Origin of the sequence: Brachybacterium hainanense (assembly GCF_042434575.1) — a bacterium.
Lineage (GTDB): Bacteria > Actinomycetota > Actinomycetes > Actinomycetales > Dermabacteraceae > Brachybacterium > Brachybacterium hainanense.
The window spans coordinates 1-22,389 of the sequence record NZ_JBHLSV010000026.1; the positions used below are offsets into that span (position 1 = coordinate 1).

At 73.1% G+C, this 22,389-nt stretch carries 18 protein-coding genes and 1 tRNA gene; 11 read left to right on the forward strand and 8 right to left on the reverse strand.

Translation table 11 applies throughout. The features are described 5' to 3' along the window. On the forward strand, positions 1-1,085 hold a 1,085-nt coding region (gene nrfD / locus ACFFF6_RS16435; RefSeq protein ID WP_376982571.1), incomplete at its 5' end, for an NrfD/PsrC family molybdoenzyme membrane anchor subunit. A gap of 10 nt (positions 1,086-1,095) precedes the next feature. On the opposite strand, the gene selD is transcribed toward nrfD, so the two are convergent. Beyond that, positions 1,096-2,139 carry a selenide, water dikinase SelD gene (gene selD, locus ACFFF6_RS16440; protein ID WP_376982572.1) on the reverse strand — a complete coding sequence of 348 codons (1,044 nt, stop codon included), beginning with the start codon at positions 2,137-2,139 and terminating at the stop codon, positions 1,096-1,098. A 56-nt stretch (positions 2,140-2,195) separates the two neighbouring features. Between selD and ACFFF6_RS16445 the strand changes: the two genes are divergently transcribed. The 4 genes from ACFFF6_RS16445 (at position 2,196) to ACFFF6_RS16460 (ending at position 6,934) form a co-directional block, all read left to right on the forward strand. Beyond that, positions 2,196-2,290, forward strand: a tRNA-Sec gene (locus tag ACFFF6_RS16445). Between the two features lie 26 nt (positions 2,291-2,316). After that, positions 2,317-3,660 carry an L-seryl-tRNA(Sec) selenium transferase gene (gene selA, locus ACFFF6_RS16450; RefSeq protein ID WP_376982573.1) on the forward strand — a complete coding sequence of 448 codons (1,344 nt, stop codon included), beginning with the start codon at positions 2,317-2,319 and terminating at the stop codon, positions 3,658-3,660. Then, on the forward strand, positions 3,657-5,462 hold the full coding sequence (selB, locus tag ACFFF6_RS16455; protein ID WP_376982574.1) for a selenocysteine-specific translation elongation factor: 1,806 nt from the start codon (positions 3,657-3,659) through the stop codon (positions 5,460-5,462). Before selA ends, selB begins: the two co-directional genes overlap by 4 nt. A 197-nt stretch (positions 5,463-5,659) precedes the next feature. Then, positions 5,660-6,934, forward strand: a complete 1,275-nt coding sequence (locus ACFFF6_RS16460) for a hypothetical protein (protein WP_376982575.1) — start codon at positions 5,660-5,662, stop codon at positions 6,932-6,934. Between the two features lie 75 nt (positions 6,935-7,009). Here ACFFF6_RS16460 and valS read toward each other — a convergent pair whose 3' ends face one another. From valS to ACFFF6_RS16490, 6 genes are all read right to left on the reverse strand, one after another. Continuing rightward, complete coding sequence (valS, locus tag ACFFF6_RS16465; protein WP_376982576.1) at positions 7,010-9,670, reverse strand: valine--tRNA ligase; 2,661 nt, start codon at positions 9,668-9,670, stop codon at positions 7,010-7,012. Between the two features lie 133 nt (positions 9,671-9,803). After that, positions 9,804-10,760: an ABC transporter ATP-binding protein gene (locus tag ACFFF6_RS16470; protein ID WP_376982577.1), complete on the reverse strand. Its 957-nt coding sequence runs from the start codon at positions 10,758-10,760 to the stop codon at positions 9,804-9,806. A 79-nt stretch (positions 10,761-10,839) separates the two neighbouring features. Then, on the reverse strand, positions 10,840-11,670 hold the full coding sequence (locus tag ACFFF6_RS16475) for an ABC transporter permease (protein ID WP_376982578.1): 831 nt from the start codon (positions 11,668-11,670) through the stop codon (positions 10,840-10,842). Continuing rightward, positions 11,663-12,457 carry an ABC transporter permease gene (locus ACFFF6_RS16480; protein WP_376982579.1) on the reverse strand — a complete coding sequence of 265 codons (795 nt, stop codon included), beginning with the start codon at positions 12,455-12,457 and terminating at the stop codon, positions 11,663-11,665. Before ACFFF6_RS16480 ends, ACFFF6_RS16475 begins: the two co-directional genes overlap by 8 nt. A 40-nt stretch (positions 12,458-12,497) precedes the next feature. Then, on the reverse strand, positions 12,498-13,556 hold the full coding sequence (lplAB, locus tag ACFFF6_RS16485; RefSeq protein ID WP_376982626.1) for a lipoate-protein ligase LplAB: 1,059 nt from the start codon (positions 13,554-13,556) through the stop codon (positions 12,498-12,500). A 5-nt stretch (positions 13,557-13,561) separates the two neighbouring features. Further along, positions 13,562-14,971 carry a hypothetical protein gene (locus tag ACFFF6_RS16490; protein WP_376982580.1) on the reverse strand — a complete coding sequence of 470 codons (1,410 nt, stop codon included), beginning with the start codon at positions 14,969-14,971 and terminating at the stop codon, positions 13,562-13,564. A 105-nt stretch (positions 14,972-15,076) separates the two neighbouring features. On the opposite strand from ACFFF6_RS16490, the gene ACFFF6_RS16495 reads away from it, so the two are divergent. The 4 genes from ACFFF6_RS16495 to ACFFF6_RS16510 are packed head-to-tail and all read left to right on the forward strand — an operon-like array spanning position 15,077 to position 18,938. Next, complete coding sequence (locus ACFFF6_RS16495; RefSeq protein ID WP_376982581.1) at positions 15,077-16,333, forward strand: nucleoside permease; 1,257 nt, start codon at positions 15,077-15,079, stop codon at positions 16,331-16,333. Positions 16,334-16,392: 59 nt separating this feature from the next. Then, complete coding sequence (locus ACFFF6_RS16500; protein ID WP_376982582.1) at positions 16,393-17,622, forward strand: dicarboxylate/amino acid:cation symporter; 1,230 nt, start codon at positions 16,393-16,395, stop codon at positions 17,620-17,622. Between the two features lie 54 nt (positions 17,623-17,676). Beyond that, positions 17,677-18,018: an ArsR/SmtB family transcription factor gene (locus ACFFF6_RS16505; RefSeq protein WP_376982583.1), complete on the forward strand. Its 342-nt coding sequence runs from the start codon at positions 17,677-17,679 to the stop codon at positions 18,016-18,018. Further along, on the forward strand, positions 18,015-18,938 hold the full coding sequence (locus ACFFF6_RS16510) for a cation diffusion facilitator family transporter (protein WP_376982584.1): 924 nt from the start codon (positions 18,015-18,017) through the stop codon (positions 18,936-18,938). Before ACFFF6_RS16505 ends, ACFFF6_RS16510 begins: the two co-directional genes overlap by 4 nt. A gap of 10 nt (positions 18,939-18,948) precedes the next feature. Here the strand turns inward: ACFFF6_RS16510 and ACFFF6_RS16515 are convergent, their stop codons facing one another. Then, on the reverse strand, positions 18,949-19,608 hold the full coding sequence (locus tag ACFFF6_RS16515; protein WP_376982585.1) for an HAD family hydrolase: 660 nt from the start codon (positions 19,606-19,608) through the stop codon (positions 18,949-18,951). Positions 19,609-19,704: 96 nt separating this feature from the next. Here ACFFF6_RS16515 and ACFFF6_RS16520 point away from each other — a divergent pair, with 96 nt between their 5' ends. Both ACFFF6_RS16520 and ACFFF6_RS16525 read left to right on the forward strand, forming a co-directional pair. Then, positions 19,705-20,490, forward strand: coding sequence for an SDR family oxidoreductase (locus tag ACFFF6_RS16520; RefSeq protein WP_376982586.1), 786 nt, complete (start codon positions 19,705-19,707; stop codon positions 20,488-20,490). A 20-nt stretch (positions 20,491-20,510) separates the two neighbouring features. Continuing rightward, positions 20,511-22,331 (forward strand): ABC transporter ATP-binding protein, encoded by a 1,821-nt coding sequence (locus ACFFF6_RS16525; protein ID WP_376982587.1) that lies wholly within the window; start codon positions 20,511-20,513, stop codon positions 22,329-22,331. The last annotated feature ends 58 nt before the right edge of the window (positions 22,332-22,389 follow it).

Consider the following 22,389-nt stretch of genomic DNA (forward strand, 5'->3'; position numbering starts at 1 on the left):
GCGCTCGCCGCCGTCGGCGACGGGTCGGGCCGCCGCCCGCGCATCGCGGCGACCTCGGCCGCCTGGGCTCGGGCGACGGCGGTCGCGAGATGCCGATGGTCCAGGACATGGAGTTCAGCTCCTACTACGGTCGGCCCGTCGTCAAGGCTCCGCCGTGGGGTGCGCCCATCGGCCTGTACCTGTTCGTCGGCGGGCTCGCCGGCGCCTCCTCCCTGCTGGGGGCCGGTGCCGCGCTCACCGGGCGACCGCGGCTGCGTCGCAACGCCCGGCTGACCGCGCTCGCCGCCGTCGGCGTCGGGACCCCGGCGCTGATCGCGGACCTGGGCCGCCCGGAGCGGTTCCTGCACATGCTGCGGGTCCTCAAGCCCACCAGCCCCATGAGCCTCGGCACCTGGATCCTCTCCGGCTTCGCGAGCACCGCGGGCATCGCGGCCGCCGTGGAGGTCGACCGCATGCTGGCCGGGCGCCTGCCGCTCGGACCGCTGCGCCCCGTCCTGCGCTGCGCCGAAGCCCCCGCGGCCGCCGCCTCCGCCGCCCTCGGCGCGCCGCTGGCGGCGTACACGGCCGTGCTCCTGGGGGACACGGCCGTGCCGACGTGGGCCGCCTCCCGCCGCGGCCTCGCCTACGTCTTCGTGTCCTCCGCGACCATCGCGGCGAGCGGTCTCGCCCTGCTCACCACGCCGCCCGCGGAGACCGGGCCCGTGCGGGCCCTCGCCGCCCTCGGTGCGGTCGGGGACGTGGCCGGCATGCACGTGACGAAGGCGGGCATGCATCCGCTCGAGGCGGAGCCGCTCGAGACCGGGGCGGCGGGCCGGAAGCTGCGCTGGGCGGAGCGCCTCGCGGTCGCCGGCGGCATCGGTGCGCTGCTGGGCGGGCGCAGCCGCGTGATCGCCGCGGCCAGCGGGATCGCCCTGGCGACCGCGAGCGCGCTGACCCGCTTCGGCGTCCTCGAGGCCGGTCTCGAATCGGTCAAGGATCCGCGCCGCGTCATGATCCCGCAGCGGGAGCGGCTCGAGGCCCGCCGAGCCGCCGGGGTCGTCGACGACTCGATCACCACCGGCCCCCGCAGATCGGCGGACGCCTGATCGGAGCGGGTCAGCGGATCTCGATGCCGGACCCGTCCACGGTCTCCCCGATGACGGGATATCCCGGCACCTCGCCGACCACGAGCAGCCCGCCGGAGGTCTGCGCATCGGCCAGCAGCAGCAGATCCTCCTCGCCGATCCCGGACCCGGCCCGCACGTGCGGCCGCACCCAGTCGAGGTTCCGGCGCGTGCCGCCGGAGACGAATCCGTCCCGCAGCGCCTCCGCCGCCCCGTCCACGAGCGGGACCGCGGACCGGTCGAGGACCGCGCCGATCCCCGAGGCGCGCAGCATCTTGTGCAGGTGCCCGAGCAGCCCGAAGCCCGTCACGTCGGTCGCGGCCCGCGCCCCGGTCCGGAGCGCTGACCGGGCGGCGTCCCGGTTCAGCGCCGTCATCGAGGCGATCGCGGCCGGGAAGACCTCGCCCGTCGCCTTGTGCCGGTTGTTCAGCAGGCCCACCCCGATCGGCTTCGTGAGGGTGAGCGGCATCCCCGGCGCGGCCGCATCGTTGCGCAGCAGCCGGTCCGGACGCGCGGTCCCCGTGACCGCCATCCCGTACTTCGGCTCCGGATCGTCCACGGAATGCCCGCCGATCACCGGCACTCCGGCGCCGGCGGCGATCTCGAGGCCGCCGCGCAGCACCTCCTGCAGGACCTCGTAGGGGAGGCTCTGCCGCGGCCAGCCGACCAGGTTGATCGCGACGACGGGATCCCCGCCCATCGCATAGATGTCCGAGAGCGCGTTCGCGGCGGCGATGCGCCCCCAGTCGAAGGGATCATCGACCACCGGCGTGAAGAAGTCCGCGGTCGACAGGACGGCGAGGTCCTCGCGGACCTGGACGGCGGCCGCGTCGTCGCCGTCGTCCAGGCCGACCAGGATCGACCCGTGGACCTGCCCGGCGAGGGCGGAGACCGCCTCCTCGAGCTCTCCCGGCGGGATCTTGCTCGCGCAGCCGCCGCCGTGGGCCATCGTGGTCAACCGGACGGCGGGAGAGCCCGGCAGCGAAGGCGGGGAGGGCGGCGGGGGAACGGGCCGGGGCGAGCTGGGGGAGGTCATGGCGCCGAGTGTAGGTCCGCGCGTGCGATCATGCAGGTGGTGTAGCGTGCGGCGATGGAGGCGTCCGGGTCCTGGTGGGCCCCCTGGTCTTCAAAACCAGTGCAGCCGAGCACCTCGGCTGGGCGGGTTCGATTCCCGTCCGCCTCCGCCATAGCCACGAGGACCCCGGAGGAGCAGATGAGCGCGCAGGATACCCGACGCCGGATCCCGCGCACCGATCATCTGCTCGCCCTTCCCGCTGCGCTCCGTGCCGAGCAGAGCCTCGGCGGCCAGCGAGTGCGCGAGGTGGTGCGCGGCGTCCAGGAACGGGCGCGCCGCGGCGAGATCCCGCCGGAGGCGGTGGTCGAGGAGGTCACCGCCGCTCTCGCGGCGAGCAGACCCGCGTCGATGCGGCCGGTGCTCAACGCGACCGGGGTCATCGTCCACACGAACCTGGGCCGGGCCCCGCTGTCGCCGGCCGCGCGCAGGGCCGTCGCCGACGCGGCCGGGTACGCCGATGTCGAGTTCGACCTCGCCGCCGGGGTCCGCTCCCGTCGCGGGGCGGGTGCCCGCGCCGCGCTGCTGCGCTCCTGCCCCGCCGTGCTCCCGTCCGGCGAGGAGCTCGATGCCCTGGTCGTCAACAACGGGGCGGCCGCGCTGCTGCTGGCGGCGACGGCGCTCGCCGGGGACGGCGAGGTGATCCTCTCCCGCGGAGAGATGATCGAGATCGGCGCCGGCTTCCGCCTGCCCGACCTGATCGCCTCCGCCGGCGCCCGGATCCGCGAGGTCGGGGCGACCAACCGCACGCACCTCGCCGACTACCGCGCCGCGATCACCGAACGCACCGGGGCGCTGCTGAGCATCCACCCCAGCAACTACCGCATCACCGGCTTCACGGCCTCGGTCCCGCACGCGGAGCTCGCCGAGCTCGCCCACGCCCATGCGCTGCCCCTCATCGCGGACCTCGGCAGCGGGCTGCTCGCCCCCGAGCCGTCCCTCCCGCAGGAGCCCGACGCCCGCACAGCCCTCGAGGCCGGCGCAGATCTCGTCATCACCAGCGGGGACAAGCTGCTGGGCGGACCCCAGGCCGGCATCCTCCTGGGCCGCGCCGGGGTCATCGACGCTCTCGCACGACATCCGCTGGCGCGCGCCGTGCGCGCGGACAAGCTCGCGCTCGCCGCTCTCGAGGCGACCCTCGTCGGACCGGTCCCGCCCGTGCTCTCCTCCCTGCGCGCCGAGGCCTCGCAGCTGCGGCGGCGCACCGAGCAGCTGGCGGCGCGGATCGACGGCTCGGGCGTGCCCGCCCGGGTCGTCCCGCACGACGGGCGGGTCGGCGGGGGAGGGGGAGCCGAGGTGCCCCTGCCCGGCTGGGCGGTCGCCGTCCCGGGGAGCCTCGCCGCTCCGCTGCGCCGCGGAGCCCCGGCCGTCGTCGGAACGCTCCGCGAGGGCTCCTGCCTGCTGGACCTGCGCTGCGTCCCCCCGGCGCAGGAGGACGTGCTGCTGGCCGCCGTCCTCGCCGCCGCGGACGGGACGTCTGCATGACCTCCCGCAGCGTCGTCGCGACCGCCGGGCACGTCGACCACGGCAAATCCGCGCTCGTACGTGCGCTGACCGGGATCGAGCCCGACCGCTGGGAGGAGGAGCGGCGCCGCGGCCTGACCATCGACCTGGGCTTCGCCTGGACCCGCCTCCCCAGCGGTCGAGAGGTCTCCTTCGTCGACGTCCCCGGGCACGAGCGCTTCCTCGCGAACATGCTCGCGGGACTCGGCCCCGCCCCCGTCGTCTGCTTCGTGATCGCTGCCGATGCGGGCTGGCAGGCCCAGTCCTCCGACCACCGCGACGCCGTCGCGGCCCTCGGCATCGACCGCGGGATCCTCGCGCTCACCCGCGCCGACCTCGCCGCCCCCGGCCAGGCGGAGGCCGCCCTCGCCCGCGCCCGCCAGGAGCTCGCGGGGACCGGGCTCGCGGGCGCCCCTGCCGTCGTGACCTCCGCCCGGACGGGGGAGGGCCTCGCGGAGCTCGCCTCCCGCCTCGACCAGGTGCTGGCGGCGGCGCCGGTGGGGCAGGAGGCCCCGCTGCGCCTGTGGATCGATCGCGCCTTCAGCATCGCCGGCGCCGGCGCCGTGGTCACGGGAACCCTCGCCGAGGGCGCGCTGCGCCTCGAGGACCGGCTGGTCCTGCACACCTCCGCGGGGTCGCGTCCGGTGCAGGTGCGCGGGCTCCAGGGACACGGCGACCCGGTTCCCCGTCTGGGACCGGTCACGCGGGCCGCGGCGAACCTGCGCGGCATCGAGGCGGCGGCCGTCTCCCGCGGCGATGTGCTCCTCACCCCGGACGGCTGGCACCTGAGCGACCTGGTCGACGTGCGCCGCCGCACCGGTGCCGGCCTCCTGGACGCCCCGCGTTCGGTGAGCGTCCACGTCGGGACCGCCTCCGTCCCGGCCCGGCTGCGGCCGCTGGGCCCCGATCATGCGCGCCTTCAGCTCGGCGGCGCGCTGCCGCTGCGGCTGGGAGACCGGATGGTGCTGCGCGGAGGCGACCGCGGCGTGCTCGCCGGGGTCCAGGTCCTCGACGCCGACCCGCCGGCGCTGACCCGGCGCGGGGACGGGAGCCGGAGGGCCGCGGCTCTCGCCGCGATGCCCGAGCAGGGGGATCTCGGGGCCGAGGTCGCGCGGCGGGCCGCCGTGCCCCGGGCACGGCTGCGACTGCTGGGCCATCGGGCGGGCGGCGCGATGCCCGCCTCGGTCCTCCCGCACGGGAGGTGGCTGGTGGACCGGGAGGCGCTCGCGGGCTGGGTGCGCGGGCTGCGTGACGCGGTCCGGGCGGACCGGGAACGCGACCCGCTCAGCGCCGGGATCCCCCGGGGTGCGGCGACCGATCTGCTCGGCCTGCCCGATCCCGCGCTGCTCGACCTCGTGCTCGCGACGGCGCAGGAGGAGCGGCCCTCGCTCCTCGAGGCCGAGGGACGGATCAGCTGCGTGCAGCGGCCGGGCTTCGGAGCGGCGGAGCCCGGGCTGCGTGCCCTCGAGGAGCGTCTGGCACGGGACCCCTTCCGCGCCCCCGAGGCCGAGGACCTCGCCCAGGCAGGGCTCGGCCCGCGGGAGCTCGCCGCCGCGGAGCGGGCCGGACGGCTGCTGCGTCTGACGGGACAGGTCGTCCTGCTCCCGGACGCGCCGGCGCTCGCCATGCGGGAGCTCGCCGCTCTGCCGCAGCCCTTCACCCTCAGCCGGGCCCGGCAGGCCCTGCGCACCACCCGCCGCGTGGCCGTGCCCCTGCTGGAGCACCTCGACGCGCGCGGCTGGACCCGCCGGATCGACGCCGGGCACCGCCAGGTGGTCCGCTGAGCATCGGTCCTCCCCGCCGTGCGGCGAGGCCGGCGAGCATCGGCATCGGCCCCACGCGGTGGTTCGCGCGAGGGCCGGAGGAGCGGAAGGTCACCTCCATGGGACCACCTGAGGGTGCCCATGGGTACTCCTCCCCATGGTCGTGCCCCCTCGGCTCGCCCTAGTCTCGTGCCACGTCAGGGACGAGCAGGTCGAGCATGGACGAGGACGGTGGCACGATGGCGGGCTTCTACGGCGCGGACACGGAGCAGATGCGCGCGCAGGCGAGCGCCTGCCTGCGCGGGTCCGGCATGCTTCGGGACCTGATCGGCACCACGTCCTCGACGGTCGGGTCGGTCGCCTGGGAGGGCCCGGACGCGGACGCCTTCCGCGAGCGCTGGCAGTCGAGCGTGCGAGAGCTCCTCGCGGAGCGGGCGGATGCCCTGCGGAACTGGTCCGATGAGCTCACCGCCCAGGCGGACGCGCAGGACGCGGCCTCCGCAGGCGACGGACAGGGGCCCTCGGGACAGCCCATGCCGATGCCCGGCCCCTTCCCGCTGCCGTCGCCCTTCCCGTTCCCGTTCCCGGGCGAGGCGGGACCCGGGCAGGACCCCGGTGGGGCGGCCCCGCCGTACTTCTACGGCGACCAGGGCTACGGCTCGAACGGGGCCTCGGGGAAGGATGGCCGACCGGTCGGCTTCACCCAGGAGGGGGACACGTACTGGGACGGCCGGGAGGTCGAGAACGGCGCCGGGTACATCGACGGGTACGGGAAGACCTGGCTGGACTACGGCGCCAGCACCACGGTGGACGAGTACGGCAACACGACGCACTCGGCCGGCGGCCGTGCCGGTGCGGAGATCGGCTACGACATGCGGGCGGAGCTGCCCGGCGGCGTGGCGCTGACCTCGAACGGACGGGCCGGAGCCGAGGTCTACGGCGAGGCGGGCGTGACCTACGGCGATGGCTTCAGCGCCGGGGCCAGGGCGGGCTCGGGCCTGTACGGCGAGATCAGCTCCTCGGTCATGGGGCCGTTCGGCGCGAGCAACGCGGTGGGGCTGAACGGCTTCGTCGGCGCGGAGGCCCACGCGAACGTCTACTCCCACGCGACCCGCAACGAGGACGGCACCATCAACGGCTGGAGCGCCGGCTTCGACGCCGGAGCCTTCGTGGGCGCCAAGGGTGCCGTCAACTTCACCTCCACCTCGCCCGGCGGCTGGTTCACGAGCTCCGCGTCCTTCGGCGGGGACGCCGGTGCCGGGGTCGGCGGGAACGCCGGGGTGGTCCTGTCCACGGACCAGGTCGGCTTCAGCCTCGGCGGTGATCTCGCCGTCGAGCTCGGTCTGAACGCGGACGTCTCCTTCGCCGTGAGCCCCAACAGCATCGTGAACACCTTCACGCCCGGCGACTACGACATCGACGACGCGATCGGCGACGCGGGCGAGGCCTTCGACGCCGGGGCGGACTGGGTCGCCGACAAGTGGCCCTTCTGACCTCCATGGCACGGGCCCGCCCGCCCCGGCTCCCGAAGGAGCGGCTGCGAACGGGCCCGTGGGGTCCCGGCGGCCTCAGCCGCGGGGCTGCTTGAGGGGCGGCTCGCCCAGTTCGACCCCGCTCGCGGAGGTCTCCTCGACCTCGCCGCCCACGATCTGGAGCGTCTCGATGCGCCCCAGAGCCATCAGATCGCTGCGGCCCGCCTCGGCCTGGGCCGCGCGCGCTGCCGGGACCGTGAGCGTCACCTGGAGGATCGGCGTCTTCTGGGAGACCTTCGCATCGGACTTGATCCGACGCACCGCGATGACCAGGGCCGAGAGGGTCTCCAGGACGGAGGCGTCCTGACCCGCGGCCGCCTCGCGCAGCGGAGCGGACTCCGGCCAGGGCTGCGTGTGCACGCTGCCCTCCCGCCACCAGGACCAGACCTCCTCGGTCGCGAAGACGATCACCGGGGCGAACAGGCGCAGCTGCACCTCGAGGGCGATCGCGAGCGCCGCCCGCGCGGAGGCCGCGCCGGCCTCGCCGACGTTGCCGTGCGCCCGCTCCTTGACCAGCTCGATGTAGTCGTCGCAGAAGGTCCAGAAGAACGGCTCGGTCACCTCGAGGGCGCGGGCGTAGTCCATGTCCTCCATCGCCGTGGTCGCCGCGTCGACGACCTGGGCGAGCGAGGCCAGCAGCGCGCGGTCCACGGGCTCGGTCACGGCCGCCGGGTCCGCCGCCAGACGCCCCGCGGGGTCCGCGGGCGCCTCGCCGAAGCCGAGCGCGAACTTGGAGGCGTTGAGGATCTTGATCGCCAGGCGGCGGCCGATCTTCATCTGTCCTTCGTCGAAGGCGGTGTCCACGCCCTGGCGGGCGCGACCGGCCCAGTAGCGCACGCCGTCGGAGCCGTGCTGGTGCAGCAGGCCGATGGGCGTGACCACGTTGCCCTTGGACTTCGACATCTTCTTGCGATCGGGATCGAGGATCCAGCCGTTGATCGAGGCATGCTTCCACGGCAGGGCGTCCTGCTGCAGGTGGGAGCGGACGATGGTCGCGAACAGCCAGGTGCGGATGATGTCGTGGCCCTGGGGGCGCAGGTCCATCGGATACACCTTCGAGAACAGGTCGCCGTCCCCGTTCCAGTCACCGGCGAGCTGCGGGGTGAGGGAGGAGGTCGCCCAGGTGTCGAGGATGTCGGGATCCGCGACGAAGCCGCCGGGCTCGCCGCGCTGGGCCTCGGTGTAGCCGGCGGGCACATCGATGGTCGGGTCGATCGGGAGGTCCGCGATCTCGGGGGTGAGGACGCGGTCATAGGCGACCTCGCCGTCCTCGCCCACGGCGTACCAGACGGGGAAGGGAACGCCGAAGAAGCGCTGACGGGAGATGAGCCAGTCGCCGGTGAGCCCCTCGACCCAGTTGCGGTAGCGGGACTCCATGTAGGAGGGATGCCAGGTCAGCTCGGCGCCGCGTTCGATGAGCGCATGCCGCAGGCCGTCCTCGGACTGGTCGCGGCCGCCGTTGGTCAGGTACCACTGCCGGGAGGTGACGAACTCGAGCGGCTTGTCGCCGTTCTCGTAGAACTTCACCGGATGGCTGATCCTCGTGGGCTCCCCGACGAGGTCGCCGGAGGCGCTCACCAGCTCGACGACCTTCTTCTGGGCGCTGAACACGGTCAGCCCTGCGAGCTGCGCGTAGACCTCCTGGCCCGTCGGGGAGGTGATCCAGGGGGCGTCGGGGAGGAAGCGGCCGTCGCGGCCGATCACGCTGCGCGTGGGCAGACCGAGCTCGCGCCACCAGATGACGTCGTTGGCGTCGCCGAAGGTGCAGATCATCGCGATGCCCGCACCCTTGTCCGGCTGGGCCAGAGGGTGCGGATGCACCGGGACCTCGACGTCGAACAGCGGGGACGTCACGGTGGTGCCGAACAGGGACCGGTAGCGCTCGTCGTCGGGATGGGCGACGAGAGCCACGCACGCGGGCAGCAGCTCGGGGCGGGTCGTCTCGATGAAGACCTTCTCGCCGGTGCCGTCGGTGCGGGTGAAGCCGATCCGGTGGTAGGCGCCGTCCCGGTCGCGATCCTCCTGCTCCGCCTGGGCGACGGCGGTGCGGTAGGTGACGTCCCACATGGTGGGGGCCTCGGCCTGGTAGGCCTGGCCGGCGGCGAGGTTCTCGAGGAAGGCGCGCTGGCTGGTGGCCCGCGAGTGCGCGTTGATGGTCTGGTAGCTGTAGTTCCAGTCGACGGAGAGGCCCAGGGTGCGGAACACGTCCTCGAAGGACTTCTCGTCGATCTCGGTGAGCTTCTCGCACAGCTCGATGAAGTTGCGGCGCGAGACGGGCAGCTGGTTCGCGGCCTTGGCGGACTTGTTGTCGCCGCCCTCCTGCGGGGGCGTGAAGTCCGGGTCGTAGGGCAGCGATGGGTCGCAGCGCACGCCGAAGTAGTTCTGCACGCGGCGCTCGGTGGGCAGGCCGTTGTCGTCCCAGCCCAGCGGGTAGAACACGTTCTTGCCGCGCATCCGCTGGTAGCGGGCGATCATGTCCGCCTGCGAGTAGCCGAACACGTGGCCGATGTGCAGCGACCCCGAGGCGGTGGGGGGCGGGGTGTCGATGCTGAACACCTGGTCGCGGGTGGTCTCGGCGTCGAAGGCGTAGACCTGGGATGCGCTCCATACGCTGTCCCACGCGTCCTCGAGGCCCTCGAGGGAGGGGCGGTCGGGGATGGTGGAGCCTGTTTCAGGGCGCGCAGAGGTATCGGTCATGCCTCCCATTGTTCCAGGACGGCGGCCCGCGTGCCCAATCGCGGCCGCCCTTCGTGCGCGACTCCTCGTCCGCGCATCCTCCCGCGTCCCCCGCGGACGCCGACCCGTCGCCGCCCCGCCCGAGGAGGCGCGGTCAGGCGCCGCGGGCGAAGATCTCCCGCACGAGGTCCTCGATCGCGGGCTCGGCCATGGACAGGTCCGCGATGTCGACCTGCGCGGAGATCGCGGCGATGAGCGCGGCGGCGGAATGCTCCTCGGCCAGGAACCGCACCCGATGCCGAATCCCTCCCGCCTCGACGGCGAGGAGCTCCACGCCGCCGGGGAGGACCAGGGCATCCCGCGGCTCGGCGAGGTCCAGCACCAGCTCCCGCGGCGTGCGCAGGCTCGACCGCAGCCCGGCGAGCGTGCCGTCATAGGCGGTGCGACCGTCGCTGACCACCACGATCCGCTCGCACAGACGCTCCACATCGGCCATGTCATGCGTGGTCAGCAGCAGTGTGGTGCCCCGCTCGGCGCGATCCTCGACGAGGAACCGGCGCAGGCCCTCCTTGGAGATCATGTCCAGGCCGATGGTCGGCTCGTCCAGCACCACCAGGCGCGGGGAGTGCAGCAGCGCCGCGGCGACCTCACCGCGCATGCGCTGGCCCAGGGACAGCTGTCGCACCGGCCGGTCCAGGAAGGGCGCGAGGTCCAGACCGGCGACGAGCCGCTCGAGGCGCGCCGCCTTCGCGCCCGGGCTGAGGCGATGCATCGAGCCGAGGATCTCGAAGGAGTCCTGCAGCGGCAGGTCCCACCACAGCTGGGAGCGCTGGCCGAAGACGACGCCGATCTCCCGGGCGAGATGGCGGCGCTCGGGCACGGGACGGCGGCCCAGCACGGCGACCTCCCCGCGGGTGGGGGTGAGGATCCCGGTCAGCATCTTGATGGTCGTCGACTTGCCGGCGCCGTTCGCGCCGACGAAGCCGACGGCCTCGCCGTGCTCCAGGCGCAGGGTCAGGTCGTCGACGGCGCGCACCACCGACCGGCCCGCGCCGCGGCGGCGCACGGTGAACTCCCGGGTGAGGTGCTGCGCATCGATCGCGAGGTCCATGGGGACGTCCTTTCCTTCGCGGGTCCGGGTCGGTGGGGGCGACGGGGAAGCAGGGGTGGCGTGGGCGGGAGGTGAGGGGTCATCCGCCGGCGCCGGTGTACCGCCGCACGCCGGACCGCCACAGCAGGAGGGCAAGGCCCCAGGCCAGCAGTGCGACCGGGAGGCCGATCCAGCCCGCCCAGCTCGGCACGAAGCGGGGCCCGGGCAGGCCCAGCAGGACGAGGGTCGGGGCATAGGCGACCAGGGAGGTCGGGATGACGAAGGTGAACAGCGCGCGCATCGGCAGGGCGAAGACGCTCGCGGGGTTCTGGGCGACGTAGTTGCCGCCGTAGGTGAAGGCGTTGGCGAACTCGCGCCCGTCGATCAGCCAGAACTGCAGGGCGCCGGCCATGACGAACAGCGCGGAGAAGATCCCGGCGCCGATCACCGGGGCGGCGATCGCCAGCAGCAGGGTCGCCGGAGTAGGGGAGAAGCCGGCGAGGACCAGCGCGGTCACGTACATGGCCAGTCCCACCGCGAGCCGTCCGATGCGCCGCAGCGACAGGTCCAGGCTCGAGATCTGCAGCAGCAGCGGCACGGGCCGGATCATGAGCGTCTCGAGCTTGCCGGTGCGGATGTACGTCGAGAGGCCGTCGATCTCCCCGAAGGCGAGGTCCGCGATCGCGAAGGCCGCCGAGGCGAGGCCGAAGACCACCATGACCTGCACGAGTGTGAGCCCCCCGAAGGTGTCGACGTGGCCGAGGATCACCCACAGCTCGAGGAACTCGATCGCGGACATGAGGGCCTGCGAGGCGGCGTCCGTGGCGAAGTTCGCCCGGTACGACAGCTGGGCGCGGATCCGTGAGCCGTACAGGGTGCGGACCATGCGCAGCGTCGAGGTCCCCTGCGGGGAGGCGCCCTGCTCAGCCACCCTGCACCTCCAGCGATCGGGTGCCCGCGCGGACCATCGCCTGGGCCGCGAGCGCCAGGATCCCCGCCCACAGCAGCTGCAGGCCGATCGCGGGCAGAGCCTCCGCGGGGCCGAGCCGCCCGGACAGCGCGTCGATCGGGGTCTGCACCATCGAGGGGAAGGGCGTCCAGCGCGCGAGGGTCTCGAGCCAGCCCGGGAACCAGGTGATGGGGATGAGGAAGCCCGACAGCAGGTTCATAACGACCATGTAGAGGGTCTGGAAGCCGCGCATCTCCACGAGCCAGAAGGCGCTGAGGTTGACGATCGCATCGGCCAGGAAGGACACGAGGATCGCGAGGGCGATCGAGATCAGCCCGAGCGGGTACGACCACGGGCTCTCGGGCAGGGCCAGACCCGTCACGAGCGCGCCGATCAGCAGCGGCGGCACGCCGCGGCCCAGCAGCAGGAACCCCGCGCGACCCACCTTCTGGGCGAGGTGGACGGCGAGCAGGGGAGCGGGGCGCAGCAGGTCGACCGCGATCTCCCCGGACTTGACGCGATCGCCGATCGCCCGGGTCCCGAAGACCTCGATCGGCGCGAGCAGCGCCTGGCCCAGCCACACGTAGGTCGCGGCCTGCAGAGCGGTGTAGCCGCCGATCTCCTGGCCGGAGGCATCGAGGGCTGCCAGCAGGATGGAGACGCGGATCAGGCCGAAGACGGAGTTGGTGAACACACCGGCGGCGGTGGCGACACGGTAGGTGGAGTACTGGCGGAACGTCGCGGCGGCGAGGCTTCCGTAGGCAGACACTCGTTCGACATTACCGGCACGCCCCGGCGTGCACAAGGGATCAGGGAACGCGCGAGGTCCACTCCGGGGTCGCGAACTTGGTCTCGACGAGCTCCCGGGCCGCGGTGAGCTCGGCCTCGGTGTAGGACGAGTCCTGCGTCCGGTATCGGGCGCGGAAGAAGTCCAGGAACCCGTCGATGATCTGCTCCCGCGGCAGGCCGGTCTGCGAGCGCATCGGGTCCACCCGCTTGACGGCGCTGCGGGTCCCCTTGTCGGAGAGCTTCTCCTTCCCGGTGCGCAGCACCTCGCCCATCTTCTGCGCGTCGATGTCGTAGGACATGGTGACGTGATGCAGCAGCACCCCGCCGGCGAAGCGGCGCTGCGCGGCGCCGCCGATCTTCCCCTGCTCGGAGGCGATGTCGTTCAGCGGCACGTACCGGGCCCTCACCCCGATCTCGGCGAGGGCTCCCATCACCCAGTCGTCGAGATAGGCGTAGGCCTGCTCGAAGCTGAGCCCCTCGACCAGCGAGGTCGGCACGACGAGGGAGTAGGTGATGCAGTTGCCGGGCTCCATGAACATGGCGCCGCCGCCGGTGATCCGCCGGACCACGCCGATGCCGTGCCGCTGCGCCCCGTCCGGATCGACCTCGTTGCGCAGCGACTGGTAGGAGCCGATCACGACGAGCGGCGAGTCCCAGTCCCAGATCCGGAAGAGGGGCGGGCGCGCACCCGAGGCCACCTCGTGCGGGAGCACCTCGTCCAGGGCCACATGCATCACCGGCGGCATCGTCACCGGACCGATCACGTCGAAGACGATGTCCTCCCAGGAGATCGCCCGTCCCAGGGCGCGCCGCACGGCGATCGCGACCGCGGTCTCGTCGAAGCCGATCATGGTCGCCGGCTCCTCCCGGCGGGCCAGGCGCGCGCTGATCCGCTCTGCGAGCGCCGCGGTGCTCGCCTCCGCGCCGGCCCCGACGACGGCGGCGGCGATGTCCTCGAGGGCGTCGTCCGGCTCGAGGAAGAAGTCGCCGTAGACGTGCGCGGTCGTGATCGCACCGTCCTCGACCCCGATGTCGACGGACACGAGCTTTCCGCCGCGGACCTTGAACTCGCCGTGCAGGAGGCTCATCGGGCACCCGCCTTCTCCGGGTCGAGGGCGGCCAGGGTGCGGGAGACCTCGGGCGCCTCGCCGAGGCCGCCGGGACGCGGCCGGCCCGCGGATCCGCGAGGCGCGATCGTCAGGGAGAAGAGCGCCTTGTGGACCTCCCACACGTACTCGCCCGTGGACTGGTTCTTCTGCGGCGCGACCGCGTACGACTCGCGGGGCAGCTCCTCGCAGGCCTCGCGCGTGACCCGCGGGGTCAGCGAGCGCCAGCGCTCGCGGCCGCCGACGCCGATCCGGTACAGGGGACCGTCGGGATCGTTGATCGCGACCAGCCGCACCGCGAGCGCCCGGGCCGACACGACCGGCTGCAGCCGAGCGGGCGCGGGCTCGAAGCCGAGCTCGCGCAGCAGGACGGGGTTCAGCAGCGACCACAGCAGCCGGCGGGCGCCCTCGAGATCGGCGCTCGCGGCGGTGCCGATGAGCTCGGTCCCCGGGGCCTCGGCACCGAGGGGCGGTGCGGGGGCGGTGCGCCAGGACGGCCCGCGGGCGATGCGGTCCAGGAGCTCCTGTGCGGCGGCCCGGTCGGTCTCGCCCTCGAGGGCGCCGATCGGCAGCGGTGCCAGGACCTCGGCGCCGCGGACCGCATGCGTGGCGACGCCGCCCTCGAGCTCGCCGAACCGCAGCCCGGCCCGTCCGCGGGAGTCTCCGGCCTGCAGCCGGGCCTCGCGCAGCGACGGGTGCGTGGAGAAGCGGGGCGAGACGCCGAGCAGGACGCGGCAGGCATGGTGGAACACATCCAGATGCGCCTGCATCTCCCGCGCCAGGTCGTGGTCCCGCAGCAGGCGGCGGGGATTCAGCGGGAGCTGGACGATCGGCTGCCCGGCGGTCCTCCCCATCTCGCCGATCGTGCGCCAGAGCTCCGCATGGTCCGGGTCCGCCTTGGGGAGCTTGCGGGAGATCCGCTCCCAGCTCGCCTCGATGACGCGCTCCGCACCGGGGCCCTCGTACTCGGCCCGATGCGCGGAGCGGGAGACCAGGAGCAGGCGGCTGCGCGGCGAGGCGCCCAGCAGCGGGAGCATCCGCTCGATGCGGCGGCGGGTGCCCCGGCCCTCCGCGCCGAGGACGACGACGAGGACCGCGCCGTCATCAGGGCCCTCCGCGGGCGGGAGCAGGCGAGCCATGAGGTCGGGCCGGGAGTCGTCCAGGTCGGGCTCGGCCAGCAGGCTCCCCGTCGACATGGACAGGCGCGTCATCGTGCCGACGAAGGCCCGGCGGCTGCTCGGGGACATCGCCACGAACTCGATCATGCGGCGCAGAAGCGCGGTGAACAGGGGGCCTCGCTCGATCGCCTGCCCGGGCGTCCGCGCGTCGACGACCCGGTCGTACGCATAGGACATCATCGGGCCGACCGTCGCGTAGGTGCGTGCCATGCTGCTCCTCGATCCTTCCCCGGCGGGGCCGCCCATCGGGCGACCGCCCCATTGTCGCCCATGGGGATCTGTGATCGGTCTCACCCTCGCGCTACCGTAGGGCGCATGTCCGCCCCCACGGCCTCCTCCCCGCCCTCGCCCGCCATCCCTCCCCGCGAATCACTGATGACGCCGCTGCGTCTGCGCCTGTCCCTCATGTTCTTCCTCGAGTTCTTCGTGTGGGGCGCCTGGTTCGTGACGCTCGGCACCTACCTCGCCGTCGAGCTCGAGGCGACCGGCAGCCAGATCGCCCTCGCCTTCCTCACCCAGAGCCTCGGCGCGATCCTGGCCCCGTTCGTCGTCGGCCTCGTCGCCGACCGCTTCTTCCCCGCGCAGAAGATCCTCGGGATCCTCCATGCGGTGAGCGCGCTGATGCTCCTGCTGGCCGGCCGCCAGCAAGAGTTCGGCCCCTTCTTCGTCTTCGCCCTGGCGGCGATGGTCGCCTTCATGCCGACGCTGGCGCTCGTGAACTCCATCAGCTTCCGCCGCATGGCCCGTCCGGACCGCCAGTTCCCCTCCGTGCGGGTGCTCGGCACGATCGGATGGATCGTGGCGGGCCTGGTGATCGGCTGGCTCGGCTGGGAGGCAGGGGAGCGGCTCGAGCTGACCTTCGTGATGGCCGCGATCGGCTCCGCGCTGCTCGCGGTCTACGCCTTCACGCTCCCGGACACGCCGCCCGAGGACCGCACGCAGCGACCGTCCGTGCGGGACATCCTGGGCCTGGATGCGCTCGCGCTCCTCAAGGACCGCTCCTACCTGGTCTTCTTCATCGCGTCGGTGCTCATCTGCGTCCCGCTGGCGTTCTACTACAACTTCACGAACCTCTACCTCAACGAGATCGGGGTGTCCTCGGCGGCCGCGGTCCAGTCTCTCGGGCAGGTGTCGGAGGCGCTGTTCCTCCTGGCCATGCCGCTCATGCTGCGCCGGCTCGGCGTGAAGTGGACCCTCGTCATCGGCATGCTCGCCTGGGCGCTGCGGTACACCCTGTTCGCCGTCGGCGATGCCGACGGGCTCTATGCGCTCGTGCTCATCGGGCTGATCCTGCACGGCGTCTGCTACGACTTCTTCTTCGTCGCCGGGCAGATCCACACCGACCGCTTCGCCCCCTCCCGGGTCCGCAGCGCCGCCCAGGGGCTCATCTCGCTCGCGACCTACGGGGTCGGCCTGCTCCTCGGCTCGCTCATCTCCGGCCCCCTCGTGGACGCCTTCCGCCTCGCCGACGGGACGCACGACTGGCGCGCCGTCTGGCTGATCCCGGCGGCGCTCGCCGCGGCCGTCGCGGTCTTCTTCGTCCTCGCCTTCCGGGAGCGTCCTGGACGTTAGCCTGGACCGTCCTGTTCCCCGGGCCGGCCGCGGTCGGCCCCGACCCGACGGAGCCGTCCATGTCCTCATCCCCTGAAGCCCTCGCGCGCCCGCGCTTCGGCCTCCTGCCGCGGATCGCGGTGGCGATCGTCCTCGGCATCCTGCTCGGGCTCGTCCTGCCGGAGGCCGCGGCCCGCGTCTTCACGACCTTCAACGGCGTCTTCTCCGCGTTCCTCGGCTTCCTCATCCCGCTGATCATCGTCGGACTCGTCGCACCGGCGATCGGGGAGCTGGGCCGCGGCGCAGGACGCATGCTCGCCGCGACCGCGGGCATCGCCTACCTCTCGACGATCCTGTGCGGCTTCTTCGCGCTCGCCGTGTCCCTGCTGCTCCTGCCGCGACTGCTCTCCGGCTCCGAGGTCGGCCCGCTCGAGAACCCCGAGGACTCGGCGATCGCCCCGTTCTTCTCCCTCGAGATCCCTCCGGTCCTCGATGTGATGACGGCGCTCGTGCTGTCGTTCTGCCTCGGCATCGGGCTGACGCTCGTGCCGAGAGGCGCCCTCCACGAGTCCTTCGATCAGTTCCGCACGATCGTGGTGCGGATCATCGAGGCGGTCATCATCCCGCTGCTGCCGCTGTACATCTTCGGCATGTTCCTGGGCCTCACGATGAACGGGCAGATCATGACCGTGATCGGCACCTTCTTCGTGGTGGTGGTCATCGTGCTGGCGATGACGCTGATCGTGCTGCTGCTGCAGTACGCGGTCGCGGGGGCGGCGATGGGCCGCAATCCGCTGCGCATGCTGTGGACGATGGCCCCGGCGTACATGACCGCTCTCGGAACCAGCTCCTCGGCCGCGACCATCCCGGTGACGGCGGAGTGCGCCAAGCGCAACGGCGTCCCGGAGGCGATCGCGGACTTCGTGATCCCGCTGTGCGCGACCATCCACCTGGCCGGCTCGACGCTGAAGATCACGACCTTCGCGGTGGCGATCATGGTCGTGACGGGGATGCCGCTCTCGGTGCCGGTGCTCATCGGCTTCGTCCTCATGCTGGGCGTGGTGATGATCGCCGCCCCCGGCGTCCCGGGCGGGGCGATCATGGCGGCCGCGGGGATCCTGTCCTCGATGCTGGGCTTCGGGGAGGCGGCGGTGGGGCTGATGATCGCCTCGTACATCGCGATCGACTCCTTCGGCACGGCCACGAACGTGACCGGGGACGGGGCGATCGCCGCGGTGATGACGCGGCTGAGCCGGGGCCGGATCGATCCGCTCCCGGCGGCCGGGACGCACGAGGTGCACGGCATCTGAGGCGCGGCGGCAGGAGGGGTTGAACCCCGACGTCACGTTGCGTACCTTGTTCATATGAACACTTATTCATATGAGGAGGTGCGAGACATGGCCGATGTCTTCTCGCTCCTCGGCGAGCCCGGGCGCCTGCGCCTGCTGATCGCCCTGCTCGAGGCGGAGCGCAGCGTCCACGAGCTCGCCGAGGCCTCCGAGCAGTCCGACTCCTCGGCCTCCCACGCCCTGAAGCTCCTGCGCGCCCACCGGGTGGTCTCCTCCCGTCGCGAGGGCCGCCGCGTGTACTACGCGCTCGCCGACCCGCACGTGCGCACCCTCCTGGAGGTCGCCCTCGCGCACATCTCGCACGCCGCCCCGGACCACGCCGCGGCTGCTGCGCACGAGGACGGAGCCCACGCATGAGCGGCGGGCACTCCCACGGGCCCGCTCCCTCCGAGCGCTCCGGCTCCGCGGCCGCCCGATGGCGCAGCCGCCTGACCCTCGCCGTCGTCCTCATCGGCGGGTTCTTCCTGATCGAGCTGGTCACCGCGCTCCTCTCCGGCTCCCTCGCGCTGCTGTCCGACGCCGGGCACATGGCCGCCGACGTGCTGACGCTCGCCGCCGCGCTCGGCGCGACCGTCATCGCCGGGCGCCCCGACCGCAGCGGGCGCCGCAGCTACGGCCGCTACCGGATCGAGGTCTTCGCGTCTCTCTTCGCGGTGCTCGTCATGCTCGCCGTGGCCGCCTTCGTCGTGATCGAGGCCATCGGTCGGATCGGTTCGCCCGCCGAGGTCGGCACCACCCCCATGCTCGTGGTCGGCGCGCTCGGGCTCCTCGTGAACCTCGTCGTGATGGCGCTGCTGCGGGCCGGCGCCGGGGAGAGCCTCAATCTCAAGGGCGCCTACCTCGAGGTCGTCGCCGACACCGTCGGCTCCCTCGGCGTGATCGCCGCGGGCGTGCTCGTGACCGCCACGGGCAGCGCCGCCTGGGACACCGCCGTCGCCCTGGCGATCGGCGCCTTCGTCGCCGTCCGAGCCGTCATGCTGGGCCGCGACGTCCTCGTCGTGCTGGGCCAGGAGACCCCGCGCCGCCTCGACCCCGCCCGGGTCGAGGCGGACCTCGCCGCGGTGCCGGAGGTGCTCGAGGTCCACGACCTCCATCTGTGGACCCTGACCTCCGGCATGGACGTGATCACCGCGCACCTGCGCATCCGCGCGGAGGCGGACTCGCATGGCGTCCTCGACGCCGCCCACCAGGTGCTGCGCGAGAAGCACGGACTGGACCACGCGACCCTGCAGATCGAGCCGGAGGACCACCGCACCGACGAGGAGAGCACCTGGTGACCCGCACGGTTCAGGCCCGCAGGATCGCAGCGAGCGCGGCGACCGTGTCGACCACGGCGACGGGGGAGCGGGCCTCCAGGTCGGCGCGGGCCCCCGCGCCCCAGGTCACGCCGATGCCCGGCATGCCCGCCGCCTCCGCGGCCTGCAGGTCCGTCGCCGCGTCCCCGACGTAGACGGCCTCCCCGGGTCCTGCGTCGAGCATCGCCAGCGCATGCTGCAGCGGCTCCGGATCGGGCTTGTGGGCGCGCGTGTCCTCCTTCGCGACGAGCACGTCCACGACCCCGAAGCCGGTCAGCTCGAGACCTCGCCGCGCGAGGCTCCCGCCCTTCGAGGTCACGATCCCCACGCGGCGTCCTCCCGCCCGCAGCCGGCCCACCAGCGCGACGGCGCCCGGATAGGCGGCGACCGCCGCATCATGATGGGCGATGTTGTGCTCGCGGTAGGTCGCCGCCATGGCCGCGGCCGCGGACGCGTCACCTCCCGCCACGTCCCGGAAGGAGTCCTCCAGGGCTCGGCCGATCCAGCTGCGCACCACCGGCTCCGGGACCCCCTCGATCCCGAAGCGGGCCAGCGTATGCCGGTAGGAGGACAGGATCACGCCGATCGAGTCGACCAGCGTGCCGTCCAGGTCGAACAGGACGGTCGATGCGGAAGCGGGAGAGACGGTCATCGGACCATCGTGGCGCATGCGCGGTGCCATGTCGCATCCGCGGTGCCATGTCGCATCCGCGGTGCCATGTCGCATCCGCGACGTATCCTCGGATCCATGACCTCCCCCCACGCCGCTCCCGCCCCGAAGCCCCTGACCGCCGTCGTCACCGGAGCGTCCTCCGGGATCGGCCGCGCGAGCGCCGCGCGCCTCGCCGCGGACGGCTGGCGCGTCCTCGCCGTGGCCCGCCGCGAGGACCGTCTCGCCGAGCTCGCCGCGGACACCGGGGTGGAGACCCTCGGCGTCGACGTCACGGACCAGGGGAGCGTCGACGCGCTCTCCGCACGGGTCCAGGAGCTGTTCGACGGGGAGCTCAATGCCGTCCTGCACATCGCCGGCGGCGCCTTCGGCCTCGAGCCCGTCGGCGCGGCCGACCTCGACGCCTGGCAGCGCATGTACGACACCAACGTCGCCGGCACCGCCCGGGTCACGAAGGCCCTGCTGCCGGCGCTGCGGGCGAGCGGCCGCGGCAGCATCCTCATCCTGTCCTCGACCGCCGCGCAGGTCGCCTACGAGAACGGCTCCGGCTACAACGCGGCCAAGGCCGGGCAGCACATGATCGCGGATGCCCTGCGGCTCGAGCTGAACGGGGAGCCGATCCGCGTCATCGAGATCGCCCCCGGCATGGTGCGCACCGAGGAGTTCTCCCTGGTCCGCCTGGGCGACGCCGAGGCCGCCGCGAAGGTGTACGACGGCGTGGAGCATCCGCTGACCGCCCAGGACTGCGCCGACGTCATCGCCTACGCCCTGAACGCCCCCCAGCACGTGAACCTCGATCTCGTCACGATCCGCCCGCTCGCGCAGGCCGCGGCGCACAAGGTCGCCCGGAACCGGGGCCTGTGACCCACGGCGGCCCCGGTGGGATGGGCCGGGGTCTCCCCTCGGACCTCCGCCTGGCCCCGGGGCAGAAGGCGGACGTCCGCCGGGTGCTGCGGCTGTTCCGCGACTACCGGCCCACGCTCGCGCTGGTCGGGCTGCTCATCGGCCTCGGCGCGGGCGCCGGGGTCGTCTCTCCCTTCCTGATCCGGGAGATCGTCGACGTCGCCCTCCCGCAGCAGCGCCTGGACCTGCTGGGCGCCTGCGTCGCCGGGCTCGTGGGCGTCACCGTCGTCGGCGCGGCCCTCGGCGTCCTCCAGGCGATGCTCTCCACCCGTGTGGGCCAGGCCGTCATGCACGACCTCCGCGTCGCCGTGTACGGGCACCTGCAGCAGATGGGCCTGGGGTTCTTCACCCGGACCCGCACCGGAGAGGTCCAGTCCCGCATCTTCTCCGACATCGGCTCGATGCAGGCCGTCGTCACGACCGTGATGACCCAGATCGTCTCCTCCGTCGCAGGCATCGTCGTCGCGGTCCTCGCGATGATCGCCATGGACTGGCGCCTGACGCTGTTCTCCCTGATCACCCTGCCGATAGCGGTGTGGATGAACCGGCGCGTGGGCAGGCGACGCCGCGCCGTCGTCGCCCGCCGCCAAGCGAAGGCCGCGGACCTCTCCGCCGGGATCCAGGAGTCCCTCAGCGTCTCGGGGGTGCTGCTGGCGACCACGATGGGCCGCACCACGGCGCTCACCGACCGCTTCGCCGGGGACTCCCGGGATCTCGCCGACCTCGAGATCGAGTCCGAGATGGCCGGGCGCTGGCACCAGGGCCTGTACGGGGTGCTGCTGGCGATCATCCCGGCGCTGACCTACCTGCTGGGCGGCATGCTCCTGTTCGGCGGGGACGCGCGCGTGTCCATCGGCACGCTCGTCGCCTTCGTCGCCCTCCAGTCCAGCCTGTTCCCGCAGATGAACGGCCTGCTCCGTGTCGCGACGCAGGTCAACGCCTCCCTCGCCCTGTTCACCCGCGTCTTCGAGTATCTCGACGCGCCGATCACCATCTCCGATGCGCCCGATGCGATCGCCCTCGACCCCCGGCAGGTGCGCGGGGAGCTGCGGATGCAGGACGTCACCTTCACCTACCCGGGGGCCGAGGCGCCGTCCCTGCGGGGCATCAACCTGACAGTCGAGCCGGGCACCCACACCGCGCTCGTCGGGGCGACCGGCTCCGGCAAGACCAGCACCGGCTACCTCATGGTCCGCCTCTACGATCCGAGCTCCGGCCGGATCACCCTGGACGGCCACGACCTGCGCGAGGTCACGATGGAGTCGCTCGCCGCCGCGATCGGCGTCGTCACCCAGGAGACGTACCTGCTGCACGCGAGCATCGCCGAGAACCTCCGCTTCGCGGCCCCCGAGGCGAGCGACGAGGACCTCGTCGCCGCCTGTCGCATCGCCCAGATCCACGAGCACATCGCGGCGCTCCCGGACGGCTACGCGACGGTCGTCGGCGAGCGCGGCTACCGCTTCAGCGGCGGCGAGAAGCAGCGTCTGGCGCTGGCCCGCACGATCCTGCGCGACCCGCCGGTCCTGCTGCTGGACGAGGCGACCAGCGCGCTGGACACCGCGACGGAACGCGCGATGTCCGGCGCCCTCGACGCCCTCAGCCGAGGGCGGACCACCATCTCGATCGCGCACCGGCTCTCGACCGTCCGCCACGCCGACCAGATCATCGTTCTGGAGCACGGCCGCATCCTCGAGCGCGGCACCTACGAGGAGCTCCTCGCCGCGGGCGGGGTCTTCGCGGGCCTCGCCGCCGCCGACGCCCGCGGAGAGGGCACGGCGACGGGGGCTCACCCCCAGGGATGAGCCGGACCTGACGAGGACCCTCCGAACGTCGTAGTCGTTCGCGCTCCCCGGATGATGC